Origin of the sequence: Agrobacterium sp. LR_9, assembly GCF_041954855.1 — a bacterium.
Lineage (GTDB): Bacteria > Pseudomonadota > Alphaproteobacteria > Rhizobiales > Rhizobiaceae > Agrobacterium > Agrobacterium leguminum.
On sequence record NZ_JAVAYA010000004.1, the window covers coordinates 73695 to 99975 of the forward strand.

The window sequence follows — 26281 nt, forward strand, 5'->3', positions numbered from 1 at the left end:
AAAATAATGCGGCTCAAAACAAAAGGCCGCGGCAGGGGTGAGCCCGCCGCGGCCTTTTGAAACTATGGGTTTTACCCGGCCTTAAACATCCGCGCCGAGACGCGCCCAGTCCATGTAGAGATCGAGCGCCTTGCGGGCGACGGGGCCTGCCTGCAATTCGCGATCGTCGAGCTTCACGACGGGCGAAACCTTGGAATAATTGCCGGAGCAGAAGATTTCATCGGCCTCGCGGAAATCCTCGACCGAAAGCGTCGCTTCCCGCACGTCGAAACCGGCCTGGCGCAGAAGGCCGATCACGCGCGAACGGGTGATGCCGGCAAGGAAAGTGCGGTTCGGAACCGGGGTAAGGACGACGCCATCCTTGACCATGAAGATGTTGGCGGAGGCGGATTCGGCGACATTGCCGTTCATGTCGCGCATCAGGGCATTGTCGAAACCGCGCGAGCGCGCTTCCAGAATGGCGCGACCGCTATTGGGATAAAGGCTGCCGGCCTTTGCGTCGGTCATGGCGGTTTCCGGCGAAGGGCGGCGCAGCGGCGAGACGGTGAGCGTCAGCGGCTTGCCGGCATCCATCGGCGCTTCGAAAAGGCAAAGCGCAAACCTGGTGGAGCTGGCATCGGGCGCCACGACGCTGCCGGGCATGCCGTGTTCGGCCCAATACATCGGCTTGATGTAGATCGCCATCTTGCCGTCGAATTTCTTGACGCCTTCGAGTGCAAGGGTCTCGATCTCGTCGGCCGTCATGGTCGGCTTCATGCCCATATTGACGGCGGAGCGATTGACGCGCTGGCAGTGCAGATCGAGATCGGGCGCCACGCCATCGAACCAGCGCGCACCGTCGAACACCGTGGAGGCCAGCCACATGGCATGCGAGGTCGGGCCGATGAGCGGCGGATTGCCGGGCAGCCATTGACCGTCAACATAGGTCCAGGTGGTTGATCGGGGTGCGGTATCGACGCTCATGATGGTCTCCTGTCTCGAGCGTTTTCGTTCGGTAAAAACGCTCCGTCTTTTTTGTTCTGATGCATTGCCGGATGAAGAGCGGTGCGCGCTCTCAACGGGGCATGTGCTGGAAATCGGCCGGAGTGAATGCCTCTCCCCGGACGAGGTCAAGTTTTAATTGCAGCGATTTCTGATTTTGATGGAAAATAACAAAGCGACGGCCCCGCAAGCACGTTTTATGAGGTGAAACAAAAGGTTGATGAATATGTTCATCACAATAATTCATGCATCGGACGATAGCGGCGCGATTTGCCGCATGCGATGCTGGCGATCTGACGGCATTTTGCAGGAGGAAAATCATGGCATGGTCCGCCCACCAATATCTGAAATTCGAAGACGAGCGGACGCGTCCCGCACGGGATCTTCTGGCGCAGGTGCCGCTGGAGCGGGTGCTGAACGGCTATGACCTCGGCTGCGGCCCCGGCAATTCCACCGAGCTTCTGACCGACCGTTACGGCGTCAATGTCATTACCGGCATCGACAGCGATGACGACATGCTGGAAAAGGCGGCGGACCGGCTGCCGACCACGCGCTTCGGCAAGGCCGATCTTTCCCAGTGGAAGCCGGCGCAGAAGGCAGACCTGCTTTACGCCAATGCCGTGTTCCAATGGGTGCCGGATCATCTCACCGTTCTTTCGCAACTGATGGACCAGCTGGAAAGCGGCGGCGTTCTGGCCGTGCAGATGCCCGACAATCTGCAGGAGCCGACACATCGCGCCATGGAGGAGACCGGAGCGAACGGTTCCTGGAAGGATGCGTTCTCAGCTGGCAGGCTGCGCCGCAAACCCCTGCCCGCGCCTTCGGATTATTTCGATGCGCTGACGCCAAAATCCGCGCGGGTGGATGTGTGGCACACCATCTATAATCATCCGATGAAGGACGCGGAAAGCATCGTCGAATGGGTCAAGGGCACGGGGCTGCGCCCCTATCTCACCGCCGTCGGCGAGGAAAACCGCGAAGCCTTCCTCACTGACTATACGCGGCGCATCAAGGCGGCCTATCCGCCGATGGCGGACGGCCGCCTGCTTCTGCGCTTTCCCCGCCTTTTTGTGGTGGCGGTGAAGAAGTAGCTTCAGCCCGCGAAAGCATAGACCCGGAGACGGTGCTTGTCGGGGTCGGCGGCGGTAAAGGTGTAGCCGAATTCCATGCCCGCCGGCTGCTGCAGCATGTCGATGCCCTTCGCCTTCCAATCCGCAAAAATCTCGTCCACCCGCGCATCGTTTTCAACGCGGAAGGCAAGCTCGCCGCCGCCGCCCGTAACGGATGCTTTCGGCTCCACGGTGTGCCGCGACCAGAGGCCGAGCTTCATGCCGTTCTGAAGCACGAAGAGCGAGAATGTCGGCGAGACTTCGACCGGCTCCGCACCCAGCAGGGCCTTGTAAAATTCGGTGCTGGCCGGCGGGTTGTCGACGTAAAGGATGGTGAAATCGGGGTGGGTCATGGCTGTTCTCCTGTGTTGCGGATGAACGATGTCTAGACCCTGCTGCTGTCAGTTTTTGTCAGCATGATGCCGCCGCTGTTTTTCCCTTTCGCGCCATTCTTTCAGCAGCGCCTGGCGTCGGCGCGGATAACGGCTGTCGAGAGGGCGGAAATCTTCGATGCGGTCGGCCCGGAAACTGCGGTAGTCCTGCCGTGTCTCGCACCAGCCCAGCACCACCCGCACCAGATCGAAAAAGGCGAGTGCGAAGGGCCAGATCACCCGTTCCGTCACCTCTCCCTTTTCATCGCGATAGGTGATGACGACCCTGCTTTCCTTACGGATCGTATCGCGAATGGCGGCCAGATCGACATGGATGGCGGCAGGGCCCTGGCCCGGACCGACCAGCAGGGTGGAATGATCGAGTTCCTCGCGCAGGGTATCGGGAAGCACGGCGCCGATCTTGACGACGGCGGCGCGGGCGGCCTCCGCCAATCCCGCATCGGCACGGCCCGCCACCCAGCGCGAGCCGAGCACCAGCGCCTCGATTTCCTGCTGCGAAAACATCAGCGGCGGCAACAGGAAACCGGGGCGCAGCACATAACCCACGCCCGCCTCGCCTTCGATATCCGCGCCCTGCGCCTGAAGCGTCGCTATATCGCGGTAGAGCGTGCGCAGGCTGACGCCGGTTTGCGCGGCAAGGGCCGCGCCGCTGACCGGCATGCGGTGGGAGCGCAGGATCTGCAACAGATCGAGAAGCCGTTGTGAGCGTGACACGCGATATTTCCTTCCATCCGTATATTTAAATCCATACCGCGATATGATCTTCTGCAGCCGACTGTTATCGCCGCGCCTGTCCGCCCGCAATGGCGTGGATGGTGATCGCGTCGAAACTGTTGAAACCGATCGCGCGGACACCAGTTAATGAAAGACGGCTTCCCCGCCCGGCATCCCGCGCCGGCCATGTTTTCAGCAAACAGGAGAGACATCCCATGTATGACGTCAGCGCGAATGGCGCGAATATTCCCGCCCTCGGTTTCGGCACCTTCCGCATTCCGGAAGACGATGTCAGGTGCATTCTGCCGGAAGCACTGAAACTCGGCTTCCGCCATGTCGATACTGCGCAGATTTACAAGAACGAAGGCGCGGTCGGCGAGGTCATCGCGCAATCGGGCATTTCCCGGCATGATATATTTCTCACCACCAAGGTCTGGGTGGATCGCTTCCGCCACGACGATTTTCTCGCTTCCGTCGATGAAAGCCTTACGAAGCTGAAGACCGACTATGTCGATCTGCTGCTGCTGCACTGGCCGAAGAGCGATGTGCCGCTTGCCGAGCGCATGGGCGCGTTGAACGCGGTGCGCAAGGCCGGCAAGGCGCGCAATATCGGCATTTCCAACTTCAACGTTGCGCTGACCGAAGAGGCGGTGAAGCTTTCCGACACGCCGCTTGCCACCAACCAGATCGAATATCACCCCTATCTCGACCAGACGAAGGTGATTTCGGCCGCGCGCAAGCACGGGATGTCGGTGACGGCCTATTATCTGATGGCCGATGGCAAGGTGCCGAACGATCCCGTGCTGAAGGATATCGGCGCAAAACACGGCAAGACCGCCGCGCAGGTGACCCTACGCTGGGCGGTGCAGCAGCCGGATATCGTGGCGCTTTCCAAGACGGCGACCGAAAGCCGCCTCAAGGAGAATTTCGATGTTTTCGATTTTGCGCTGACCGAAGAGGAAATGCGGGCGATCCACGCGCTTGCAAAGCCGAATGGCCGCATCGTCAATCCCGGCCACCTCGCGCCCGATTGGGACGACTGAGGCGGCCTTCCCTCCGCTCTGGTCTCATCGCTCGGTCAGGGCCAGCTTCGCACCCAGCGCCACAAAAGCGGTCGCGAAGCTGCGCCTCAGCCAGGCGAGGACCGCCGGGCGCGACACCACCTGCCGCCGGACCGAGGCGGCGAAACAGCCATAAAGCGCAAACACCAGAAACGTCATGGCCATGAAGATCAGCCCGAGATCGATCATGCGCCATGTCGGCAAAGCCTCATCCGCCGCGATGAACTGCGGCAGGAAGGCGAAAAAGAAGATCGACAGTTTCGGGTTCAGCAGATTGATGAGGATCGCCTCGCCGATGATGCGGGCGGCCTTGCGGGGCTCACTGGTATCGTCGATCTTCAGCGCACCGTCCTCCCGCAGCGTGTTCCACGCCATGTAAAGGAGGTAGGCGACCCCCAGATATTTGACGATGCCGAAGGCGAGCGCGCTGGTGTGCAGGATGGCGGCAAGGCCGGTGATGGCAGCGAGCAGATGCGGAACGATGCCAAGCGTGCAGCCGAAGGCCGCAATGACGCTCGCCCTCGCCCCCTGCGAAAGACCGGCGGCCAGCGTGTAGACCACGCCGGTTCCGGGAGAGGCGGCGACGATGAGGGATGTGATGAGGAATTCGGGTGTCATGGTGCGGGTGTGTCCTGTGGGTGGAGGACAGGAGCATGAGGGTGCGCGGGGCGGGTGTCTTGGATGAAATTGCAGCGCCACATCCGCACACCGTCACCCGAGCCGGGATCCAGCGTGGTCAAGTCCTTGACCACGAAAGACTCCTTTCACGGCGCAGACGCGCCGTGGCTGGATGCCGGATCTAGTCCGGCATGACGGAAGAGAGCGACGATCCGCCACCTGTCGCCGCCCGGTAAACCGCCGGCGTAACCCCGAATTGCCGCACGAAGAACCGGTTCAGATGGCTCTGGTCGGCAAAACCGGCGGCAAAGGCCGCCTCGGCGGGCGGCGTGCCTCTGGCCAGTGCATGGCGTGCCGCATGGACGCGCCGCTGGAGAAGATAGCTGTGCGGCGTAAGCCCGGTCGCCCGGGCGAAAGCGCGCAGGAAGCGAAACTGGCTCATGCCGGCCTCTGCGGCGAGATCGGCAAGGCGGAACGGCCGGGAGGGCTCGTCGTCGATGCGGCTTTTCGCCCGCTTTATATTCTCGGGTGCGGCGATATCGCCCGGCTTCGCCGCCTTCTCCATCGCGCCCGCCAGAAGCGTCAGCAGGGTTTCGTCGCCACGAAGGGTTTCGCCCGGCCGTTCCCTTGCCGTCATGGCTGCAAAGACCGCGTTGAACCGCTTCGCCAGCGGCCTGATATCGACGGGATAGGCAAATTCGAACGCGCTGCGATCCGTCTCGCCGATATCGGCAATGGCGTCGCGGACGATATCGATGTCGAGATAGAGCATCCGCCAGGCGCGGCCGCCCTCCCCGAGCGGAATACCGTCATGCACCTCGCCCGGATTGACGGTGATGAGATGGCCGGCGCCGGCTTCCACCATGCCGCGGCCGGAGAGCGATTTCTGTGCCCCGCGTTCGATGAGACCGATGCCGAACTGATCGTGCATGTGGCGCGGAAAGGAACGGTCGCTATCCGCCGCCACGGCGACGACACCGGGCAGAATGGTTTTCGGCATCAGGAACCGGCCTTGGGCCATGACAGCGCGCGCTCCGCAGATTAGAGCGCGACGCTATCACAGGATGCCCAGTCGAGACAGATGCGGCCGTTTAGGGATGCATATGGTTGATCATGGCGAAGACCTGATCGAAATTGCCGTTCTGCGCGGCGAAACGCAGCGGCTTGCAGCGTTCCACCACCACTTCCTTCTCATCCGGGCGATTTTCAAGAATATCCATCACCTCGGAAATGAAGGCGTCGAGCGGCATGGCCCTTTCGTCGCTCGCCTGCCCCTCGCCCATCAACGTCGTCTGCACATAGGGCGGCACGATTTCGATGACCTCCACCGGCGTTTCCTTCAGCTGCTCGCGCAGCGCGACCGAATAGGCATGGATGGCCGATTTGGTGGCGCTGTAGGTGGGCGTCAACACCATGGGCACAAAAGCGAGGCCGGAAGAAACCGTCAGCACAGTGGCTGCGGGTTGCTTGAGGAAATGCGGCAAAAGCGCCGCCGTCAGGCGAATGGGTGCTAGAAGATTGGTGGCGATGGTTTCTTCGGCCGTGTCGAGATAATCCGGTGCTGCGGCGATGTCTTCCGGCCGCATGATGCCGGCATTGTTGATGACGGCGTTGAGGGTGGGATGGGCCTTTACCAGAGCTTCGGCAAACGCGCGGATGCCTGCGGCGTCCGTCGCGTCCATCACCATCGAGGCCATGCCGGGGTTGGCGGCCGTCACCTCGTCGAGCACGGCCTTGCGGCGGCCGGAAATGATGACCCGGTTGCCGGCCTTGTGAAACGCCTCCGCCAGCGCCCGGCCGATGCCGGAACCGCCGCCGGTGATGAGAATGGTGTTATCAGCGATTTTCATTGGAACATCCTTTGCTTGTTGGCTGAAAGGAAGTTAGCTATTATACTCTCCAATCGAAAGTAGGCACCCAAAAGATTTATACTTACCCGAAGGAGAGTGTAAGATGAAACGGCACCCCGCCGACCCGGCCATCGAAAGCCGGCGCAAGGTTCCGCCGCCCGCGGATACCGATCCGGCAATAGAGGCGCTGGTTCAGGACATCATTGCCAAGGTGGCCGACAAATGGACGATGCTCATTCTGGAAGTGCTGGAAGAGCATGGCACGCTGCGCTTCACGCAGATCGGCAGGCTGGTCGGCAATATCAGCCAGAAGATGCTGACGAAAACGCTGCGGCAGATGGAAAGCGACGGGCTGGTGCGCCGCACCGTGCATCCCGTTATTCCGCCGCATGTGGATTACGGCCTGACGAACCTCGGCCGCACGCTGGGCAGCGCCTTTTGCGGCGTGTGGATATGGGCGGAAACGCACCATGCCGAAATAGAAGAGGCGCGGCGCCTGTTCAACGAACAGCCGCCGCGCCCCGCTATGGAGTAGTTTCGCCTCAGGCGAACTGGCTGAGGCCCGGAACCGAGGCGATCACCTGATCGACAACCTCATCACCCGCATGCTGGCGGGCAACGGAGATGGTTTCCTTGGCGAGCGTGGAAATCTCGCTCATGCCGAGGCCCTGGCTCATCAGCTGCTGGCCCAGCCCCATGATGCCGCCGCCGCCGATCGCGCTCATCAGGCCGCCGAGCAGACCGCCGCCGCCGGCACCTTCGCCATTATATTGCGCCACCAGTTCGCTGGCGCCGGGAATGGCTTCGATCATGCGGGCGATCGGGCCGTCTGCAGCCTCGCGCTGGAGAAAACCGAGAATCATGCCAATGGCCTTTTCGGCCAGTTCGGGGCTGATTCCCGCCTTCTCGGCGATCTGGCTCACGACTTCGTTCATTCTTGCCTCCTGTTGAAAAACGACGCCAACATCGAATAAATGACGTTAACGTCAACGTAAAACAATATCATGCCGCATTCAAGCGGCCAGGGTCAGGTGCGGCAACTTTCATCAAGCGGTTTTTCTTCATCGCCATCAAGCAGTTGTTGCGCCTTGAAACTGTCCTTATAAGATCATCACAACCAAACTATGAAAAGGCCGCTTTCGCGAGGAACGGTCATCGCATGCCAGCTACGCTTTAAATTCGGACATGACTTTTGCAAAATCCATCGCGATTTTAAGGGTCATGCACCAGCCGCAGGAGAAAATGGTCGATGTTGCAGGACGGACAGCTCTATATCGGGACCAGCCGCAATCCGGACGACAGCCTGAACAAGGGCGAATATCTGGAGCTGAAATTCGGCAACCGCCACGGCCTCATCACCGGCGCGACGGGAACGGGCAAAACCGTGACGTTGCAGGTTCTGGCCGAAGGTTTTTCCAAGGCCGGTGTGCCGGTTTTCTGCGCCGACATCAAGGGCGACCTTTCCGGCATCGCCGCGCAGGGCGAAGCCAAGGACTGGGTGCAGAAACGCGCCGAGCAGATTGGCTTCACCGATTTTGCCTATGGCAAATCGCCGGTGATCTTCTGGGATCTCTACGGTGAAAAAGGCCATCGCGTGCGCGCCACCATCGCCGAGATGGGGCCGCTGCTGCTTGCCCGGTTGATGGATGCTTCGGAAGCGCAGGAAGGCGTGCTCAACATCGCCTTCAAGATCGCAGATCAGGGCGGGCTGCCACTGCTCGATCTCAAGGACCTGCAATCACTCCTGAACTATATGGGCGAAAACGCAACCGAGCTTTCCAACCAGTTCGGCCTGATTTCCAAGGCCTCGGTCGGTTCGCTGCAGCGCGGGCTGCTGGTTCTGGAACAGCAGGGCGCGGCGAATTTCTTCGGCGAACCGGCATTGAAGATCGCCGACATCATGCGTGTGGGCGCGGATGGGCGCGGCACGATTTCTGTTCTCGCCGCCGACCGGCTGATGATGAACCCGCGCCTTTACGCCACCTTTCTGCTCTGGATGCTTTCGGAACTGTTTGAAGAGCTGCCGGAAGTGGGCGACCCGGAAAAGCCGCGTCTGGTGTTCTTCTTCGACGAGGCGCATCTGCTCTTCAACGATGCGCCGCGGGTGCTGGTGGAACGGGTGGAACAGGTCGTGCGGCTTATCCGCTCCAAGGGCGTGGGCGTCTATTTCGTGACGCAGAACCCGCTGGACGTGCCGGAAACCGTTCTCGCCCAGCTCGGCAATCGCGTGCAGCACGCGCTTCGCGCCTATACGCCCCGCGAGCAGAAGGCGGTGCGCACCGCGGCCGACACCTTCCGGCAGAACCCGGCCTTCAACACCGCCGACACCATCACCACGCTCGGCACCGGTGAGGCGCTGATTTCCACCCTGCACGACAAGGGCGCTCCCTCCATCGTCGAGCGCACGCTGGTACGCCCGCCATCCGGCCGTGTTGGGCCGCTCACCGATGCGGAGCGCAAGTCCCTGATCGATGTGAGCCCCGTCGCCGGGCAATATGACAAGGATATCGACCGGGAATCGGCCTTCGAAATCCTCGCCGCCCGTGCCCAGAAGGCTGCCGATGCAGAAGCTGCCAGACGTGCGGAGGAAGAAAACGCCGCCAGCCAGTCCGAGAGCGCTTCCGGCCGCTGGCGCCTGCCCGGCTTCGGCGATGAAGAACCTGCACCGGCCTCCACCGGCTCGCGCAATGGCGGTGCACGCAAGACCGGATACCAGCGCGAAACGGTGATCGAGGCGGCAATGAAAAGCGCGGCCCGCTCCGTTGCCACCTCTGTCGGCCGCGCCATCGTGCGCGGGATTCTCGGTAGTTTGAAGCGATAAAACAGATACGCCACCCGACCTCGATGGGGCGGGTGGCGCGTGATTGGCGGGGCGTTACTTCTGGCGATAGAAGATCATGCCGCCGTGATAAAGCACATCGTCGACGAATTCGCCGTCGGCGGTGAAGCCGGTATCGTCCCAGTAGTCGATATGGTTTCCCTTCACCTCATACCGCCCCTGATAGGCGCTTTTGCGGTTGCCCCGCGCCTCGTCATACCGGCCATTGGGCAGAAGTTCCTGACGAATATGGCCATCGCCGGTGACCCACATGCCGATATAGGGGTGGTTCCGGGTTTGAGACGTTTCGGTCATATTCACGTCCATGGCGTTGCTCGTTTTGCTGGAGCCCGTATCGGTGGAAGCCGTTGCGAGCAGAAGCGCAACAGATGTCGAAACAATGTTCATTGCCAATCCTCCTTAAGCGGCGGTGGGGCGGACGACAATCTCATTGACGTCCACATCGTCGGGTTGCTCGATGGCGTAGCGCACCGCGCGGCCGATGGCGTCGGGCTTTAGGGCGATGGCCCGATAGGTCTGCATCAGTTCCGCAGCGGCGGGATCGGTGATGGTGTGGGCAAGTTCGCTTTCCACCACGCCGGGGTGAATGCAGGTGACCCGCAGGTCGCGGTTTTCCTGCCGCAGCCCGTCCGAAATCGCCCGCACCGCAAATTTCGTCGCGCAATAAACGGCAGCGGTAGGCGAAACGGCGAGCGCACCGATGGAGGCGATGTTGATGATGTGGCCGGACGCGCGGGCCGTCATCTCGGGCAGAACGGCGGCGACGCCATAAAGCACGCCCTTGATGTTGACGTCGATCATGCGGTCCCATTCGTCGACCTTGAGGGACGACATTAACGACAGCGGCATGATGCCGGCATTGTTGACGATGACGTCGACCTGCCCGAAGGCCTTGCGCCCTGCCTCCGCAAAGGCTTCGACGCTCTGTCTGTCGGTCACGTTCAGCGGCTGGATGACGACCTCGGCGCCCTTGCCGCGCAATTCTTCGGCAAGCGCCTGCAAGCGGTCCATGCGGCGCGCGCCCAGTACCAGCTTCGCCCCGGCCGCGGCCAGTTCCCTTGCGATACCCTCACCGATCCCGCTCGATGCACCTGTGATGAGAACGACTTTATTCAATGTCATGGCTTTCTCCTTGGTGTCATGGCCGGCTTTTTCTGGAAGCGGCCATTGCGGAGAAGATAAAGCTTGTGCATTGTCGTGATAACTGCCTCAATCATAACCTCAATGGGTAGAATTTCTAACCAATGAACATCGATCTCAACGCGCTTTCGACATTCTGCATGGTTGCCGAGGAGCGCAACTTTCGCGCCGTTGCAGACAGGCTCGGCGTAACCCGCTCCGCCGTCAGCCAGACCATCCGCAAGCTTGAAGAAACGATGGGAATAGCGCTGGTGCAGCGCACGACGCGCAGCGTCAGCCTGACGGAAGCGGGACAGCAGCTTTATGCGGATGTGTCGCCATCCATCGGCAATCTCGTCCAGGCAGCCAATGCTGCGTCTTCCCTCAGCGGTGTCGTGCGCGGGCAGTTGCGCCTTGCGGTTTCCTCGATCGCCGAGCGTTTTTTATCCGGGCCGCTGCTGGCGAGCTTTGCGGACATGCACCCCGAAGTGCAGCTTGACATCGTCGTGACGGATGAAGAATTCGATATCGTCGCCGAACATTACGATGCCGGCGTGCGTCTTGGAGAACTGATCGCGCAAGACATGATTGCGGTTCCGGTTTCCGCCCCGCAGCGGCAGCTCGCCGTCTGCTCGCCGCACTATCGGGACCGCTTCGGCCTGCCGGCGCAGCCCCGCGAATTGATAGGGCACAGGTGTATCGGCTGGCGACCGCGTCCGGGTGTGGCGCCATACAGGTGGGAATTTGCGGAAAACGGCCGCGAATTCGCGGTGGCGGTGGAGCCGGCCTTCACCACCAACGACATGCAGCTGATGATAAAGCTGGCCTGCGCCGGTGCGGGTATCACATTCGGTATGGAAGAGACGTTCCGCCCCTATCTGGAAAGCGGGCAGCTCGTTTCCATGCTGGAAGACCATTCCCCGAGCTTTGCGGGATTTTATCTCTATTACCCCAGCCGCCGCAATCTTGCGCCGAAGCTGCGCGCCTTCATCGATCACGTCCGCCTGTCGAGAGAGCGGTAATCTGCCGGAGCGAGCCCCGGCAGACCGTTAGAAAACAGGGCTATTTCCTCTGCGAAACCAGCGAGAAATAAGCGCCCTGCGGATCGACGCAGTTGACGATCCAGCTTTCGCCGGGAACCTCCATCGGGCCGTTGACGACCTGGCCGCCGCCGGTGCTGACGCGGGTGATGGCGTCATCGATACCGTCCACATTGAAGTAATAACCCCAATGGCAGACGGGAACCTGCGGCATGCGTTTCATCATGCCGCCGACGGCCTTGCCCTTATAAGCGAAGATGCGGTACGGGCCCATGTCGCCCATGTCGAAATCATGGTCCTTGGTCCAGCCGAACACATCGCCATAAAAGGCCATGGCCTCGTCGACATTATCGGTAAAGAGCTCGTGCCAGCCGACATGGCCCTGCTTTTCCTGCATATCCTCGGGGAAACCGCCGGTTTCCATCGGCAGCGGCGTCATGATGCAGAGCACCGCACCGAAGGGATCTGCGACCACGGCGAAGCGGCCGATTTCGGGAATATCCTGCGGCGGACGTCTGACCGCGCCGCCCTTTTCGGCGAATTGTTTCGCCGTGGCGTCCACATCGTCGACATCGACATAGGCGGTCCAGTTCGGGGGAATGCCCTGGCCCTTGTGCTCGTCGGTCAGCTCCATGACGCCGCCCATGCCCTTGCCATCGGCCTCCAGCACCAGATAGGGCATTTCCGGCGAGCCGAAATCCTTGGTCTGCCAGCCGACGACATGACCATAAAAGCGGGCTGCCGCTTCCATGTCGGGCGTCATCAGCTCGACCCAGATGAATTTTCCATGTGTATCGGACATTGTCGTCTCCTATGGAGGGTTTGGCGGGTGTGTTTCGGCAAGCGACCGCCGCAGGATGCGGCGGCGCCGGCGGTCTTCGGATGAATTTTCGCAGGGCCTCAGGCCTTGCGGCGGAATTCCGATGTCATGAAGGTCTTGAATGTGCCGTCCGGCTGCCTGACGCTGCCGGAAAAGCTGCGGTGATTGTCGTCATGCAGCACCAGCACGTCGTGATAGGTATCGGTGCGGCCGGAACCGTCGAAGGCGGGGCCTTCCGCTTCCAGCGTCAGGGTCTTGCCGTCCTCTTCCAGCCAGCCCTTGTAGACCCAGAGATTGGTCATCATCGACCCTACCCAGGTGCCGACGAAATTGCCCTTGGCCGGGTCGAAACCGACCGTGATCACAGCCGTCATATCCGTGCCGTCGGGCATCTTGCCGGTGCCGTTGCCGATGATCCACAAGCCACCGACGGAGCGGACGGTCTCGGTGAATTGCTGCGACGGGTCGTCGGCATCGTAGCCCTCATGGCCGGAACTGGAGGTCATGACCCAGTCTCCGACGATCCTCTTGAGGAACTCATGTTCCTTCTGCGGCTTGGCGATTTCCATTTCCATTGTTGTTTCCTCCTCGTCGTCCGTTTTCAGTGGCAGCAGGCTGCCGCCTTCGGCGCTTCCTCATACTGGTCGTGGCGGCGCACCCAATCCATTACCTCCTCTTCGTTACGGCCTTTTGGCACCAGATCGAGCAGCATCAGCGTGCCGAGCGTCTGTTCCGCGCCGCGGGCGTAAGTGGAATAGGTGTGGTAGATCTTGCCGTCGTCGCCCTTGGCGAAAACGCTGATACCGTGCAGGTCCTTCAGGTCGCCATAGGGCGCCATGTCACGGTAATTATAGGTGATTTCACCTTTGGCCATGTCCTCGTCGCGGAACGAGGCCTGATAATCGTAGTTGAAATCGCTGCCTTCGGCCGAAACCCAGGGGAATTTCCAGCCCATCCGGTTCCTGTAGCTTTCGATCTTCTCAAGCGGCGCGCGCGAAACCGCAACGAAACCCGCATCGCCATGCTTGAGGTGGATCAGCGCGCCGTCGACATGATCGGCAAAGAAGGAGCAACCGACGCAGCCCTCCTCCCAGTCCGGCGCCAGCATGAAGTGATAGACGATGAGCTGGCTGCAGGTGCCGAACAGTTCCTTCAGCGATTTGGGGCCGGAAGGGGCATCGAAGATATAATCCTTCGTCACCTCTTCCCAGGGCAGCGCACGCCGGGCCTCGTTCAGCCTGTCACGGGCGCGGGTCAGTTCCTTTTCCTTCACCAGCAGATCGCGGCGGGCCGCAAGCCACTCCTCTTTCGAAACGACGGGATGAGACATGATCTTTCCTCCTTGGATCCGTCTTTCACCACGGCACCGCCCCGCTTTGACGGTGGGCGCCGGCTATTTCTGTGCTGAAAGTCAATAAACAGTCTGCGGGGACATCAAGTTCCGCTTGACTAATTAGGTTGATATCAACATATTTATCCCATGTCAAACGCCAGCGTGATTCCTTTTTCGACAACTCTTTTCGTGCGGGATGCCTGTCTGTGCCTGCATGCGCAGCGCGCCGCACGGGCATTGGCGCGGTTGTTCGACAATGCGCTGAAGCCGGTTGGGATCACCAATGGACAATTTTCGCTGCTGATGTCGCTCAACCGGCCGGAGCCGCCGCCGATGGGACCGGTCGCCAATCTTCTGGCCATGGACCGCACGACGCTGACGGCGGCGCTGAAGCCGCTGGAGCGGCGCGGGCTGGTCAGCATCGAACAGGACCCGAAGGACAAGCGCGGCAAGCGGCTGCGGCTGACGGCGGACGGCATGGCCGTGCTCGCCGCCGCCTTTCCCATCTGGGAACAGACCCATGCCGAAATCGAAGCCCGCATCGGCAGCGGCGACCCCGACCGGCTGCGCCGTGACCTTATCGACCTCGGCTGACAGGATTGACGGCATGGCGCCACTTTTGTCGGCGACAATGTCATCCGGCCGTCGTGCCGGGGAGCGACACTACGAAGAAAGCGCAATCAAGGAGGAATGATCATGCGTGCAATCGTTTTTGTAAAAGCCACCAAAAGCAGCGAAGACGGCGTCATGCCCACGACCGAGCTGATCGAGGCGATGGGAAAATTCAACGAGGAACTGGTCAATGCCGGCATCATGCAATCCGGCGACGGCCTGCATCCCTCCTCCAAGGGCAAGAGGGTTGTGTTCGACGGCGACAGCCGCACGGTGATCGACGGCCCCTTCCCGCACACCAACGAGCTGGTCGCCGGCTTCTGGATCTGGACTGTGAAGGACATGGACGAGGCCGTGGCCTGGGTGAAACGCTGCCCGAACCCGATGCTGGAGCGCAGCGAAATCGAAATCCGCCCGATGTTCGAAATGGAAGACTTCGGCGACGCCGTAACGCCGGAAATCGCCGCGCATGTCGAAGAACTGCGCGCGCGTGTCGCGAAGCAATAAAGGCCGCTCAGCCGAGCGCCGGATTAAAACAGGAGAGTGCGGGCTTGCCGCATTCTCCCCCACCGCCTGCCATTGCAAAAGCCGTTGCCTCGAACAACCGCCGCTGTTAATGGTGAAGCGGTTCAACCCGTTTCAAGAAAGGAGGCTTCGCATGGATATTTCCTGCTTCTGGCGCAATCGTCAGCTCTGCCACCTTTTTGCCCTGCGGACACGTTTGCAGGGCTGACCGGAACACCAACACTCTGGTTTGCCCAAAAGGCCGCGCAGAATGCAGCTTGTCTGCCGTTGCGCATGTTTTCACGACGGATCACCCCAAACCGAAACCCCGTACTGCCTGCGGCAGACCAAGGTTCGTCAACGGGTCCGTCTTGCCAGAGACGACTTCATGACCATCATCACGCTTCGAAACCTCGGAATCATTCTGGGCAAGCCGCTTTTTTCCAGTCTCAGCCTCACGGTGAATGCGGGAGACCGCATCGGCATCGTTGCCGCCAATGGCTGCGGCAAATCCACCCTTCTCCATTGCCTTTCCGGTGACATGGAGCCAACCAGCGGCGATATCACCCGGCTGCGCGGACTGACGCAGTCCATCGTCCACCAGCATCTGCCCGCCCCGTTGATGGAACGGACGATGCGGGACGCCGTGCTTTCCGCCTTGCCGGCGGATACGGTCGACAGCGAGAGCTGGCGCGCCGACATTATTTTCGACGCCATGCTGGTGCCGGAGCCGTTCCGGGAGCGCCGCCTGAAAGAATTGAGCGGCGGCTGGCAGAGGCTTGCCATGCTGGCGCGGGCGTGGATCACCGAGCCGGATGTGCTGCTGCTCGACGAGCCGACCAACCATCTCGACCTCGAAAAGATCAATGTGCTGGAAAACTGGCTCGGTGAATTGCCGCGCGATACGGCTGTCATCATCGTCAGCCATGATCGCGCCTTTCTCGACAATGTCACCAGGAGCACGCTGTTCCTGCGGCCGGAAAATTCGGCGCTGTTCCGGTTGCCCTATGGCCACGCACGGGCGGTGCTGGAAGAAGAGGATGCCGCCGATGAGCGGCGTTTCCAGCGCGACATGAAAACCGCCCAGCAATTGCGCCGTCAGGCCGCCAAGCTGAACAATATCGGCATCAATTCCGGCAGCGATCTTCTGACCGTCAAGACCAAGCAATTGCGTGAGCGGGCGGAAAAGATCGAGGAGAAGGCGCGGCCCGCCCATACCGAGCGATCCGCCGGCAAGATCCAGCTCGCCAATCGCGGCACCCATGCCAGGGTTCTGGTCACTCTGGAAGATGTGCCGGTCTCGACGCCAGACGCGACAGTGCTGTTTCGCACCGGCCGGCAATTTGTCCGTCAGGGGGACCGCATCGTCATTCTCGGCCGCAACGGCGTCGGCAAGACACGCCTGATGTCGCTTCTGCAGGCGGCTGTATCGGGCGCAGGCCAGATACAGGAGGGCATCAAGGCCACGCCCTCGCTGGTGGCCGGATATGTCGACCAGTCGCTCGCCGAGATCGATGACGACAGCACGCCCGTTTCACTGCTATCCCGCCGCTTCGATATTGGCGACCAGCGCATCCACGGCCTGCTCGCGGGCGCCGGGATCGACATGGAAATGCAGAGACGCCGCATCGCCGCCCTTTCCGGCGGGCAGAAGGCGCGGCTTGCCATGCTGGCGCTGCGGCTGGCGGAGCCGAATTTCTACCTGCTGGACGAGCCCACCAATCATCTGGATATTGAGGGGCAGGAAGCGCTGGAGGCGGAAATCATCAGCCGCGAAGCCAGCTGCGTGTTCGTCTCGCATGACAGGAGTTTCGTGCGGGCTGTCGGAACCCGCTTCTGGCTGATCGACAAGCGCAGGCTGGTGGAAGTCGATGATCCGGAAGGGTTTTTCGCCTCGGCCTGATGGACTTGAGAAGCAAACGCCCGTCAGCCCAAAAGGCTGGCGAGGCGTGGATCGCCGGCGAAATCCAAAACCGCAAAACCCGTTCTGCGCATCGGAAATTCGCAGAGCGCCTGCACCCCCGTTTTCGACAGGTGGATACGCCAGCTCATCCGTTCCACCGGTGTCTTCGCGGCAAAAGCCTTCGGCGACAGAACCGCGATGTTGAGGCCGCCGGCGGGGTCGCGTACCGAGCGATAGAGAATAGCCTCGATCTTCGCCAGACGCGCCTGATCGGCCAGCGCCTGGCATGGCTCGTAATTTTGCAGATCGGTCCACAGGCGAGCATCCCGGCTCAGTTCCGGTTTCGTCAGGTTGAGCGCCGCATCGGTAGCGATACGGGCGGCGAAGGCGGAATAGTCGGCGGGATTGGCGGGCAGCGGCGTGCCCGGCGATTCGGCATAAAACAGCAGCCGGTAAAAGGCCATTTCGGCTAGCGCCGTCTCCACCTTCTGGGCGGCGTAATAAACGCCTTCGGTATAGCCCGCGCGGCGGAAGCGCGAACCATGCGGATAGGCGGCTCCATACCGGAAGGGCGTGGCGAGAAGATAATCGAAACCGGCGCATTCCGGCGGAAACGGCCGCTTGCTCGTCTCCAGAATATCTTCCAGCAGCGATTGCTCCTCCACCGTATCCACCAGTTTCATGGTGGAGACCTGATGCTGCGCTTCCACCAGCCGCCAGTATTTTCCCGATACGGCGCGTTTTTCAGACAGGAGCGCGGCGGGCGTCCAGATAGGAGAGGACATCGATCAATCCGGTAATGGTGGTCAGTTTGTCGGCAGGCACGGCGTTCAGCGCAACATTGTGATTGCGCAGCCAGTTTTTCGCCACGGCCTCATCGCCGCCGGCAATCGCATCCAGCGAGCGGAAAACCCGGATCAGCAGCACCGCAAGCTCGAAGGATTTGGCGCCCGGCTCCAGCAGGAAATCGAGCCGTTTCATGCGCGACACGGTGGGGGCGGAAACGCCGAGAATATCGGCCGTGCGCGCGGCATTCAGGCCCAACCGCTCGGCGGCGGCGATAACGGCCTTGGTGACGACCCTGCCCTGCGAAGCCGGATCCATGGCGCTCTTGGCGTGAATATTCATGGCGCATATCCTTTCCTTGGAAAGAATATAGCATTTTTCTTTCTGAAAACAAGAAGGCCGGGATGAACCCGGCCCCATTGTTCATATAGCTTACTCACGCGAATTGGATCAGGCCACCGAGACCGGCACTTCCGTGGAGGTGCGCATGGCGTGGCTATAAGGGCAGACGATGTGAGCGGCGGCAACCAGCTTTTCGGCGACTTCGCGCTCAACGCCCGGAATATTGGCCTTCAGCGACACTTCGATGCCGAAGCCGCCGCCGTCTTCGCGCGGGCCAATGCCGACGGTTGCCGTCACAGTGGTGTCTTCAGGAATCTTTACCTTTTCCTTGCCGGCAACGAATTTCAGCGCGCCCAGGAAGCAGGCGGAATAACCGGCTGCGAAAAGCTGTTCCGGATTGGTGCCACGGGCGCCATCGCCGCCCAGTTCCTTCGGAACGGTCAGCGTCACGTCGAGAACGCCGTCTTCCGACTTGGCGTTGCCGGCGCGGCCACCGGTGGCGGATGCTTTGGTCGTGTAGAGAATGGGCATGGCATTTACTCCTTCGGGTTGGTGTTGGGCATCTTATAACGCACAATTAAATTGTGCGCAATATAGTTTTGCACATTGAATGAGATTTTGTTTTTTGCGATAATTTTCACGAAATTTCGCCGCGCATCCATGCGGCAGGAACCGAAAGCGGGGGCTGATTGTTCCCTTCCCGGTTGATTTTGGAGCAGGAAAATGGACGCAGAGGGCGACGAGAAGAAGATGGAAAGCCTGTTGAGGCTGGACCAGCAGATATGTTTTGCCCTTTATGGCGCGGCACACGCCTTCACGCGCGCCTATAAGCCGCTGCTCGATCCGATCGGGCTCACCTATCCGCAATATCTCGTCATGATGGCGCTATGGGAAAAAGAGACATCCACCGTCAAGGCGCTCGGCGAAATGCTGGGCCTCGATTCGGGCACGCTGTCGCCGCTGCTGAAAAGGCTCGAACATGCGGGGCTGATTACCCGCAAGCGCGGCACGGTGGATGAGCGGCAGGTGCTGGTGGCTCTGACGCCGAAGGGCGCGAACCTCAAAAAAGAGGGCGTGAAGATCATGGCGGCAATCGGCAGCGCCACCGGCTGCGGGCTGGAAGAGCTGGTGCAGATTCGCGACCGGGTGAATGCGCTGAAGGACAATCTAAGCCGTCAGTGATCTCGAAAAAAACAGGGCGCAACATTTCCACGTCATGCCGGACTGGATCCGGCATCCAGCCACGGCGCGTCTGCGCCGTGAAAGAGTCTTTTGCGATCAAGGACTTGATCGCGCTGGACCCCGGATCAGGTCCGGGGTGACGGTGTGCGGATGAGACATTTTCGCCCATGGTTTCGCCACCCGGAGCAACACCAGGCGGCCCCAGAGGCCGCCTTCTTATGCAAGGGAAGTCCGGCTTACTGCCAGACCACCACACGCGCCTTCTGCGGCACGCGGTCGTAAAGATCGATGACATCCTGGTTCATCAGGCGCACGCAGCCGGAGGAGACGGCCTTGCCGATGGAGTTCCATTCCGGGGAGCCGTGCAGACGGTAGAGCGTATCCTTGCCGTTCTGGAAGATATAAAGCGCGCGGGCGCCGAGCGGGTTCTTCAGGCCCGGCGGCATGCCACCGTTCTTGGAGGAATATTTGACCAGTTCCGGCTGGCGGGCGACCATTTCGTCCGGCGGCGTCCATTTCGGCCATTTCTGACGCCACTGGATGACGCCCTCGCCCGACCAGGCGAAACCTTCGCGGCCGATGCCGACGCCATAACGCATGGCGCTGCCGCCCTGCTCCACCACATAAAGGAAGCGCGAGCGCGTATCCACAACCACGGTGCCGGGACGTTCGCCGGTCGGGTCGACAACCCGCTGGCGGTAATAACGGCGGTCGATTTTCTGATAGGGGACGGCGGGAATGACGTAACCGCCATCCTCAACCGAGCCGTACATGACGGCCAGTTCCGCATCGCTGACGCCCGGCGAGAACATCTGCCGAAAATCGCTGCCGATGGCGCTTGCCTGCTGGCGAATGGCGTCTCCCGTGCCCGACGACGCGCAGCCTGCGAGAAGCGAAGCGGAGGAGATGCCGAGAAGGGAAAGGAAGGTGCGTCTGGAAAGATCTGTGTCGGTGCTTGTCATAAGGCCGGTTTGTCCCACATTTCGAACGGCTATATCGCCGTTGTACGTCATTTGTTCCGTTTCATGCGTATTGCGAAAATAGTTAACCGACCGCTAAAAGCCAGTCACAAGGCGCTGGCGGAATGGGTCCAATATCTCTTTCTTTTAGAACGTGTTCAGATAACCACAATCTGCGCCCCCTGCGGCACACGCTCGTAGAGATCGATCACATCCTGATTGAGCATGCGCACGCAGCCGGAGGACGTCGCCTTGCCGACGGATTGCCAGTCCGGCGTGCCATGCACGCGGTAAAGCGTGTCCTTGCCATCCTTGAAGATATAAAGCGCACGCGCGCCGAGCGGGTTGTTGAGACCGGGCGTCATGCCGCCATTGGCGGCGGAGATGGAGGCGAGCTCCGGCTGGCGCTTGACCATTTCATCGGGCGGCGTCCAGCGCGGCCATTTCGCCTTCCACTGGATCTTGCCACGGCCCGACCAAGCATAACCGTCGCGCCCCAGCCCAACGCCGTAACGGATCGCCTTGCCGCCGGACTGCACGAGATAGAGAAAATGCTGTCTGGTATCGACGATAATCGTGCCGGGGGCTTCCGCCGTCTGGTAGCTCACTTCCTGCCTCAGATAACGCGGATCGATGCGGCCATAGGGAATGGCCGGCAGCGAGCGGTCCTCATCGCGGATCGGGCCATACATGACCCGGTGCAGCGGATTGGAGACAGGCAGGCCATAGGCCATCGCCTGACCCTGCGGCTGCTGCGCGTTATAACCCTGCACCTGCGGGGCTTGCAGCCCCTGCCCGCGCACCGGCGGACCGTATTCCTGATGGAAGCGGGTTCTGAACAGATCCGGCGGGCGCGTGGAAAGCTGGCCCGGCTGCGGCGGCAGTTCCGGCTGACGATTGGAGCTGACGGAGTTGAAATTGAATACCGGCGCCGTTTCCCTGACGAAAACATCCGGGTCCATCCGGGTCGTATCCGTCACGAAAAGGCAGCCGCTCATGAGAGGCAGCAGGGCAAGCCCCGCCAGAGAGGCCGCCCGGCGACCGTTTTTCAAAAGGAGTGCTATCATCTGAACCGCTTCATGGAATCCAATCTGCCGGCATGATGGACCGCGCGGCTGGCGCGAGGCTGGCGTCAGTTTTTCAAAAAAAATCGAAAAACCGCATTTTTGCTCTTGAAGCTCTAGTTGCTAGAGGTGCCAGATTGGCTGTCGACTGGAATTCAGGAGCGGAAACCATGAATATTTCGACAGGCATAAACATCAAGGGCAAAGACGGGGAGCCACTGACCTTCTCCGTTGGCGGCATGGATTGCGGCAGCTGCGCGGCGAAAATCGAAACCGCGCTTTCCCGCCTGCCGGGCGTTGCCGACGTCAAGGTTTCCGTTGCACGCGAAAGGCTGAACCTTTCGCTGGCCGAAAGCAAAACCTCGGTCGAAAAAATCGAAGACACGCTGCGCAAACTCGGTTTCAAACCCGCTTTGCTGCCACAGGAAAAAGTCTCCCGCGCAAAAGTCGAAGCGGATCATCACGGCCACGGCCATGAGGACCACGATCATTCGTCCTGCGGCGGCCACCATGCCGATACCGGAGCGAGCGCCGACAGCAGCAATGCGCTGACCTTTTCGGTCGGCGGCATGGATTGCGGCAGCTGCGCCGCCAAGATCGAGACCGCGCTTTCCCGCCTGCCCGGCGTTGCCGACGTCAAGGTTTCCGTTGCGCGCGAAAGACTGAACCTCTCGCTTGCCGAGAGCAAAACCCCGGTCGAAAAAATCGAGGACACGCTGCGCAAACTCGGTTTCAAGCCGGCCCTGCTGCCGCAGGAAAAGACCGCGCGAGAAAAGGCCGCAGATCACAATCACGACCATGATCACGGGTCATGCGGCGGCCATCACCACGACCATGATCATTCAGATCATGACCATTCGGGGCATGACCATTCCGCACACGATCACGCGTCCTGCGGCGGGCATGATCATGACCACTCCAAGCATGACCATTCTGGTCACGATCATTCCGGCCACGACCATGCGGGCCATTCGCATGGCTCCGCTCCGGCGGCTGCAGTGCAGAGCGCGGAAGTGGGGCACGCCCATGGCGCGGATGAAAAAGGCGCGTGGTGGCGCACTGCAAAGGCGCGCAACACCTTCACCGGCACCGTTCTCGTCGCCATCGCCTATGCGGCGGAACTGAGCTTCCCGGCATGGGGCGGTTACGCTTTCATCATCGCCACGCTGGTCACGCTGTTCCCGATCGCGAAGAACGCCTTCAACGCCGCCCGTTGCGGCGCGATCTTCACCATCGAAATGCTGATGACGATTGCCGCCATCGGCGCGATCATCATCGGCGAGGCGGAAGAGGCGGCCATCGTCGTGCTGCTTTTCTCCATCGGCGAATTGCTGGAAGGTTTCGCGGCTGCCCGCGCCCGCTCGGGCATCAAGGCGCTCGGTTCGCTCCTGCCGAAAACGGCTCTGGTGGAGGAAAACGGCGCGCTGCGACAGGTCGCGGCCGATCAGGTGCGCATCGGCCAGGTGGTCGTGGCGCGTCCCGGCGACCGCATCGCCGCCGATGGCGTTGTCATGGAAGGCCAGTCGAGCGTCGATGAATCGCCGATGACCGGCGAGAGCATTCCCGTCGCCAAGGAAAAGGGCGCACGCGTCTTTGCCGGCTCGATCAACCATGACGGCTCGCTGCGCATCCGCGTCGACCGCGCACCGGAAGACAACACCATTGCCCGCATCATCACGCTCGTCGAGGAAGCGCAGGATGCGCGTGCGCCGACCGAGCGTTTCATCCAGAGCTTCTCGCGTTATTACATGCCGCTGATCGTGGCGATCTCGGTGCTCACCATCATCGTGCCGCCGCTTGTCGGCCTCGGCGACTGGGATACGTGGATTTATCGCGGTCTCGCCCTGCTGCTGATCGGTTGCCCCTGCGCGCTGGTCATTTCGGTTCCCGCCGCCATCGCCTCCAGCCTTTCGGCAGCGGCACGCCATGGCATGCTGGTGAAGGGCGGCGCGGTCATCGAAATGCTGGCGCGCACCGAAACCGTCGCCTTCGACAAGACCGGCACGCTGACGCTCGGCGAACCTGTCGTGACCGACGTGGTGGCGCTGGACGGCAACGAGGCCGAGCTGATTGCGCAAGCCGCAACAATCGAGCACGAATCGAGCCATCCGCTCGCCCGCGCCATCGTCAATCATGCCGAAAAGCTGGGCGTGAAGCCCCTGCCCGGCTCCAACATCAAGGCGATTTCCGGTCGCGGCATGCAGGGCAATGTCGGCGGGAAAGACCTGTTCATCGGCGCACCGCGCTTTGCAACGGAAGTCGGCACCCTCTCGAAGGAACTGGCCGATCGCATTTCCGCACTGGAAAGCGAAGGCAAGACGGTGGCTGTCGTGATAGTAGGCGGGGCGGCAAGCGGCCTCTTCGCCATGCGCGATGAGCCGCGCAAGGATGCGGCGGAAGGCGTGAAAGCGCTGAAGGAGATGGGCATTTCCTCGCTGATGCTGTCGGGTGACAATGCCCGCACGGCGCGTGCCATCGGCAACAAGCTGGGCCTTGAAGCGCGCGGTGAACTCTTGCCGCAGAACAAGGTCGAGGAAATCCGCAAGCTTGCCGAAAAGAAGACCGTGGTGATGGTGGGCGATGGCATCAACGATGCGCCGGCCCTTGCGGCGGCCAGCGTCGGCGTCGCCATCGGTTCGGGCACTGACGTGGCGATGGAAGCTGCGGACGCCGCGCTGATGCGCAACAATGTCGGCGACGCCGCCCGCCTGATCGGCCTGTCGCGCGCCACCATGAGCAATATCCGCCAGAACGTGACCATCGCGCTCGGCCTGAAGGCGGTCTTCCTTGTCACCACCGTCACCGGCGTTTCGGGCCTGTGGCTCGCCGTTTTCGCCGATACCGGCGCGACGGTTCTGGTGACCGCCAATGCCATGCGGCTGCTCGGCTATTTCAACCGCAACAAGGGCTGACATTCCATTCGCATGCAAGACGGCCGGGTCTCGTCAATCGAGGCCCGGCCGTCTCATTTACGGCATATTGACAAACTAATTGCGTCCAATAAATACCGCGTACCGCCGTTTCCACGTGCGTGACAATCGATTCCACGCGCAGGAGCGCTGAACTTGGCAAAGCATGGCTATAACCGCATCGCGTACCGCGCGATCAAGATCGGTGGAAACATCGTCAAGGTCATCTTTTCCATCGATTTGTTCATCCGGCCCGGCAGAAGAAAAACGCTTCCGCAATATCAGCCAGCCAGACGCAGCCCGAAATCGGAAAAGGCCATTCCCCGCATCATCTGGCAGACGAATTACTCCAACCGGGTAACGACGCCGATCTATGCGAATTTCCTGTTCAACCGTTGGCTGACGCCGGAATTCGAATATCGCTACCATGATGACGAGGCGTGCCAGACCTATATCGACCGGCATTTTCCCGGACGGTACGCCGACGCCTTCCGGCGCCTGCAGGTGGGCGCCGCCAAGGCGGATTTCTGGCGTATTCTGGTGCTTCTGCAGGAAGGCGGCATCTATCTCGATATCGATTCCAATTTTGCGGCCCGCCCCGAGGATGTGATCGATCCGCAGGAAGAGGCCGTTTTCATCGCCATGAAAAGCGGCGAGATCACGAATTACTTCATGGCCTCCAGGCCCGACCACCCGGCGCTCAGGCTGATGGCCGACCGTATTTCCCAGAATATCGAAGATGGAACGCTCGCCAGCGTCTATGACATGACCGGCCCGACGGTGGTGCATGCCGTCGTCAAGGAGCTCGGCCTGCCGGTCCGCAATTACCGCGAAATGTGCACCCAGGGGCAGTTCACCAATAAGCGCGCCCAATATGCCGACAAAAAAGACGGCGCATGGTGGGCGGAGCAGGCAAAGACGTCCATCGTCAAGAACTAGGGCATCTGCGGCAAACGTGCGAAGCGGTTTTACCGGACGTGCTCCTGAACCTCAGACGTTCCTAAACAGCGGCACAGTTCGCATTTCAAACAAAGGCGTTGAAAAGGCGGATGCTTTCCTCGACCGCATGCGGCACCACGCCGTTATGGGTGCCGGGCAACAGCTTCCTGTCGACCTTGAAGCCGGATGTCAGGGCGCGATCCACGAAAAGCTGGTGATCGGCATCGAAAGGCCGCTCCTCCGTGCCGCGTAGAAGCAGCGCCGGACATTTGAGGCTGGGGCCGAAACAGACGGAGGAGCGCATGATGAATTCGCGCTCGTCGGTCTCGTCGAAACAGATCTCGTCGCTATAGCGGTTGAAATAACGCCAGGAATTGACGCCGGCGGAGATGGGTGCTGCGGCGCGGAACCTGCGGCTCATGGCGGCCAGAAGCGTCAGCGTGCCACCATTGGAATGGCCGGCGATGAAGAAGCGGTTTCTGTCGATACCGGGAAGGTTTTCCAGATAGGTGGCCGCCGCCAGCGCATCCGCCGTTTCGTCATAGAAACCGGAATAATTGCCGCTCTGGCCGTTTTCACCACGGAAGGACGGCAGAAGCACGACATAGCCCGCTTCCCAATAGGGCTTCATCAGCGCCCAATGGCCGTCTCCGGTGGCGTTGCCGCCATGGAGGAAAAGTACGGCGGGCTTCAGCGTTTTTGACGGCTGGTAGTGGGAGAGCCAGGCGACAAGCTCGATGGAGCCATCCGGCCCGCCGGGATAGGTGACACGTTCCGCCCCGGGCGGCGTGCCGAGCGCAGAGGATTTTTCCGGTGCAGCCATTTTTCGCAAGAGATGGGTGTGGAACCGTTTGCGTGCCTCCGCATAATCCTGCCGCTCCAGCGGCAAAACCTCGGGCGCGGCAACGCCCGCTTTCGCACGCAGCGGCAAAAATGCAGCCGCTGACAGCCCCATGGCGCCGGCCAGCAGGCTTCGCCGGGTCAGGCCCGGCAAGATGGCGCCGCTCTCTTCCTGTCCGAAGGCTGAGGAAAGAAAGCGTTTGTCTGCCATATGGTCACCTGAAGGGATGGTTGTAACAGCAGTTCAACACTGCGGCGGGAGGCTGTCCAATCACGGATTCGCGAATGACAACAATGTATTCGCAGCCATCATGGCAATTTCTGGACAGCGTCTTCCCCGTTTCCGCGCCTGTCACGGAGGATAA

At 61.0% G+C, this 26281-nt stretch carries 29 protein-coding genes; 11 read left to right on the forward strand and 18 right to left on the reverse strand.

The window, feature by feature from the left end:
• Window positions 1–81 precede the first annotated feature (81 nt).
• Complete coding sequence (locus tag RAC79_RS06710) at window positions 82–963, reverse strand: branched-chain amino acid aminotransferase (RefSeq protein ID WP_174038910.1); 882 nt, start codon at window positions 961–963, stop codon at window positions 82–84.
• Window positions 964–1301: 338 nt separating this feature from the next.
• Here RAC79_RS06710 and tam point away from each other — a divergent pair, with 338 nt between their 5' ends.
• Complete coding sequence (tam, locus tag RAC79_RS06715; protein ID WP_174038909.1) at window positions 1302–2072, forward strand: trans-aconitate 2-methyltransferase; 771 nt, start codon at window positions 1302–1304, stop codon at window positions 2070–2072.
• A 2-nt stretch (window positions 2073–2074) separates the two neighbouring features.
• On the opposite strand, the gene RAC79_RS06720 is transcribed toward tam, so the two are convergent.
• Both RAC79_RS06720 and RAC79_RS06725 read right to left on the reverse strand, forming a co-directional pair.
• Window positions 2075–2443, reverse strand: coding sequence for a VOC family protein (locus RAC79_RS06720; protein ID WP_174038908.1), 369 nt, complete (start codon window positions 2441–2443; stop codon window positions 2075–2077).
• A gap of 48 nt (window positions 2444–2491) precedes the next feature.
• Entirely contained in the window at window positions 2492–3196 is a 705-nt protein-coding gene (locus tag RAC79_RS06725) for a YafY family protein (RefSeq protein WP_174038907.1), read from the reverse strand.
• Between the two features lie 215 nt (window positions 3197–3411).
• Here RAC79_RS06725 and RAC79_RS06730 point away from each other — a divergent pair, with 215 nt between their 5' ends.
• On the forward strand, window positions 3412–4239 hold the full coding sequence (locus tag RAC79_RS06730) for an aldo/keto reductase (protein ID WP_174038906.1): 828 nt from the start codon (window positions 3412–3414) through the stop codon (window positions 4237–4239).
• A 24-nt stretch (window positions 4240–4263) separates the two neighbouring features.
• Here RAC79_RS06730 and RAC79_RS06735 read toward each other — a convergent pair whose 3' ends face one another.
• From RAC79_RS06735 to RAC79_RS06745, 3 genes are all read right to left on the reverse strand, one after another.
• Window positions 4264–4875 carry a LysE family translocator gene (locus tag RAC79_RS06735; protein WP_174038905.1) on the reverse strand — a complete coding sequence of 204 codons (612 nt, stop codon included), beginning with the start codon at window positions 4873–4875 and terminating at the stop codon, window positions 4264–4266.
• Between the two features lie 181 nt (window positions 4876–5056).
• Window positions 5057–5896 (reverse strand): AraC family transcriptional regulator, encoded by an 840-nt coding sequence (locus RAC79_RS06740; protein ID WP_174038904.1) that lies wholly within the window; start codon window positions 5894–5896, stop codon window positions 5057–5059.
• A gap of 70 nt (window positions 5897–5966) precedes the next feature.
• Complete coding sequence (locus RAC79_RS06745) at window positions 5967–6725, reverse strand: SDR family oxidoreductase (RefSeq protein WP_059753982.1); 759 nt, start codon at window positions 6723–6725, stop codon at window positions 5967–5969.
• A 103-nt stretch (window positions 6726–6828) separates the two neighbouring features.
• On the opposite strand from RAC79_RS06745, the gene RAC79_RS06750 reads away from it, so the two are divergent.
• Complete coding sequence (locus RAC79_RS06750) at window positions 6829–7260, forward strand: helix-turn-helix domain-containing protein (protein ID WP_065654255.1); 432 nt, start codon at window positions 6829–6831, stop codon at window positions 7258–7260.
• Window positions 7261–7267: 7 nt separating this feature from the next.
• On the opposite strand, the gene RAC79_RS06755 is transcribed toward RAC79_RS06750, so the two are convergent.
• On the reverse strand, window positions 7268–7660 hold the full coding sequence (locus tag RAC79_RS06755) for a hypothetical protein (protein WP_065654256.1): 393 nt from the start codon (window positions 7658–7660) through the stop codon (window positions 7268–7270).
• A gap of 314 nt (window positions 7661–7974) precedes the next feature.
• Here RAC79_RS06755 and RAC79_RS06760 point away from each other — a divergent pair, with 314 nt between their 5' ends.
• Window positions 7975–9546, forward strand: a complete 1572-nt coding sequence (locus tag RAC79_RS06760; protein WP_174038903.1) for a helicase HerA-like C-terminal domain-containing protein — start codon at window positions 7975–7977, stop codon at window positions 9544–9546.
• 54 nt (window positions 9547–9600) lie between these two features.
• Here the strand turns inward: RAC79_RS06760 and RAC79_RS06765 are convergent, their stop codons facing one another.
• Window positions 9601–9951, reverse strand: coding sequence for an Atu4866 domain-containing protein (locus tag RAC79_RS06765; protein ID WP_078051105.1), 351 nt, complete (start codon window positions 9949–9951; stop codon window positions 9601–9603).
• Between the two features lie 12 nt (window positions 9952–9963).
• Entirely contained in the window at window positions 9964–10686 is a 723-nt protein-coding gene (locus RAC79_RS06770; protein ID WP_142843903.1) for an SDR family oxidoreductase, read from the reverse strand.
• A gap of 122 nt (window positions 10687–10808) precedes the next feature.
• Between RAC79_RS06770 and RAC79_RS06775 the strand changes: the two genes are divergently transcribed.
• Window positions 10809–11705, forward strand: a complete 897-nt coding sequence (locus RAC79_RS06775; RefSeq protein WP_174038902.1) for a LysR family transcriptional regulator — start codon at window positions 10809–10811, stop codon at window positions 11703–11705.
• Window positions 11706–11745: 40 nt separating this feature from the next.
• Here the strand turns inward: RAC79_RS06775 and RAC79_RS06780 are convergent, their stop codons facing one another.
• From RAC79_RS06780 to RAC79_RS06790, 3 genes are all read right to left on the reverse strand, one after another.
• Complete coding sequence (locus RAC79_RS06780; RefSeq protein ID WP_065654260.1) at window positions 11746–12525, reverse strand: VOC family protein; 780 nt, start codon at window positions 12523–12525, stop codon at window positions 11746–11748.
• Between the two features lie 98 nt (window positions 12526–12623).
• The gene (locus RAC79_RS06785) at window positions 12624–13118 is read right to left on the reverse strand and encodes a DUF1579 domain-containing protein (protein WP_020813114.1); all 495 of its coding nucleotides are present in this window, start codon (window positions 13116–13118) and stop codon (window positions 12624–12626) included.
• Between the two features lie 26 nt (window positions 13119–13144).
• Window positions 13145–13873, reverse strand: coding sequence for a thioredoxin family protein (locus tag RAC79_RS06790; RefSeq protein WP_174044068.1), 729 nt, complete (start codon window positions 13871–13873; stop codon window positions 13145–13147).
• 150 nt (window positions 13874–14023) lie between these two features.
• On the opposite strand from RAC79_RS06790, the gene RAC79_RS06795 reads away from it, so the two are divergent.
• The 3 genes from RAC79_RS06795 to RAC79_RS06805 all read left to right on the forward strand — a co-directional run bounded on the left by RAC79_RS06795 (window position 14024) and on the right by RAC79_RS06805 (window position 16895).
• Window positions 14024–14470, forward strand: a complete 447-nt coding sequence (locus RAC79_RS06795) for a MarR family winged helix-turn-helix transcriptional regulator (RefSeq protein ID WP_003522235.1) — start codon at window positions 14024–14026, stop codon at window positions 14468–14470.
• 102 nt (window positions 14471–14572) lie between these two features.
• Entirely contained in the window at window positions 14573–14995 is a 423-nt protein-coding gene (locus RAC79_RS06800) for a YciI family protein (RefSeq protein WP_003522234.1), read from the forward strand.
• A 385-nt stretch (window positions 14996–15380) separates the two neighbouring features.
• On the forward strand, window positions 15381–16895 hold the full coding sequence (locus RAC79_RS06805; protein WP_174044066.1) for an ABC-F family ATP-binding cassette domain-containing protein: 1515 nt from the start codon (window positions 15381–15383) through the stop codon (window positions 16893–16895).
• A 23-nt stretch (window positions 16896–16918) separates the two neighbouring features.
• Here the strand turns inward: RAC79_RS06805 and RAC79_RS06810 are convergent, their stop codons facing one another.
• From RAC79_RS06810 to RAC79_RS06820, 3 genes are all read right to left on the reverse strand, one after another.
• The gene (locus RAC79_RS06810; protein ID WP_162934042.1) at window positions 16919–17680 is read right to left on the reverse strand and encodes an RES family NAD+ phosphorylase; all 762 of its coding nucleotides are present in this window, start codon (window positions 17678–17680) and stop codon (window positions 16919–16921) included.
• A complete protein-coding gene (locus RAC79_RS06815; RefSeq protein WP_020813119.1) occupies window positions 17640–18023 on the reverse strand; it encodes an MbcA/ParS/Xre antitoxin family protein in 384 nt (127 codons plus the stop codon). Before RAC79_RS06815 ends, RAC79_RS06810 begins: the two co-directional genes overlap by 41 nt.
• 108 nt (window positions 18024–18131) lie before the next feature.
• Window positions 18132–18554, reverse strand: a complete 423-nt coding sequence (locus RAC79_RS06820) for an organic hydroperoxide resistance protein (protein ID WP_003509379.1) — start codon at window positions 18552–18554, stop codon at window positions 18132–18134.
• A gap of 192 nt (window positions 18555–18746) precedes the next feature.
• On the opposite strand from RAC79_RS06820, the gene RAC79_RS06825 reads away from it, so the two are divergent.
• Entirely contained in the window at window positions 18747–19205 is a 459-nt protein-coding gene (locus RAC79_RS06825; RefSeq protein ID WP_078051112.1) for a MarR family winged helix-turn-helix transcriptional regulator, read from the forward strand.
• A gap of 236 nt (window positions 19206–19441) precedes the next feature.
• Here the strand turns inward: RAC79_RS06825 and RAC79_RS06830 are convergent, their stop codons facing one another.
• Window positions 19442–20167, reverse strand: a complete 726-nt coding sequence (locus RAC79_RS06830; RefSeq protein ID WP_065654265.1) for a L,D-transpeptidase — start codon at window positions 20165–20167, stop codon at window positions 19442–19444.
• Window positions 20168–20322: 155 nt separating this feature from the next.
• Window positions 20323–21231, reverse strand: coding sequence for a L,D-transpeptidase (locus tag RAC79_RS06835; protein WP_174038899.1), 909 nt, complete (start codon window positions 21229–21231; stop codon window positions 20323–20325).
• A gap of 167 nt (window positions 21232–21398) precedes the next feature.
• Here RAC79_RS06835 and RAC79_RS06840 point away from each other — a divergent pair, with 167 nt between their 5' ends.
• Together RAC79_RS06840 and RAC79_RS06845 are read left to right on the forward strand one after the other, a co-directional pair.
• The gene (locus RAC79_RS06840; RefSeq protein ID WP_174038898.1) at window positions 21399–24140 is read left to right on the forward strand and encodes a heavy metal translocating P-type ATPase; all 2742 of its coding nucleotides are present in this window, start codon (window positions 21399–21401) and stop codon (window positions 24138–24140) included.
• A 153-nt stretch (window positions 24141–24293) separates the two neighbouring features.
• Window positions 24294–25076, forward strand: a complete 783-nt coding sequence (locus RAC79_RS06845) for a glycosyltransferase family 32 protein (protein ID WP_374996951.1) — start codon at window positions 24294–24296, stop codon at window positions 25074–25076.
• An 85-nt stretch (window positions 25077–25161) separates the two neighbouring features.
• Here the strand turns inward: RAC79_RS06845 and RAC79_RS06850 are convergent, their stop codons facing one another.
• Window positions 25162–26127 (reverse strand): S9 family peptidase, encoded by a 966-nt coding sequence (locus RAC79_RS06850; RefSeq protein WP_174038897.1) that lies wholly within the window; start codon window positions 26125–26127, stop codon window positions 25162–25164.
• Between the last annotated feature and the right edge of the window lie 154 nt (window positions 26128–26281).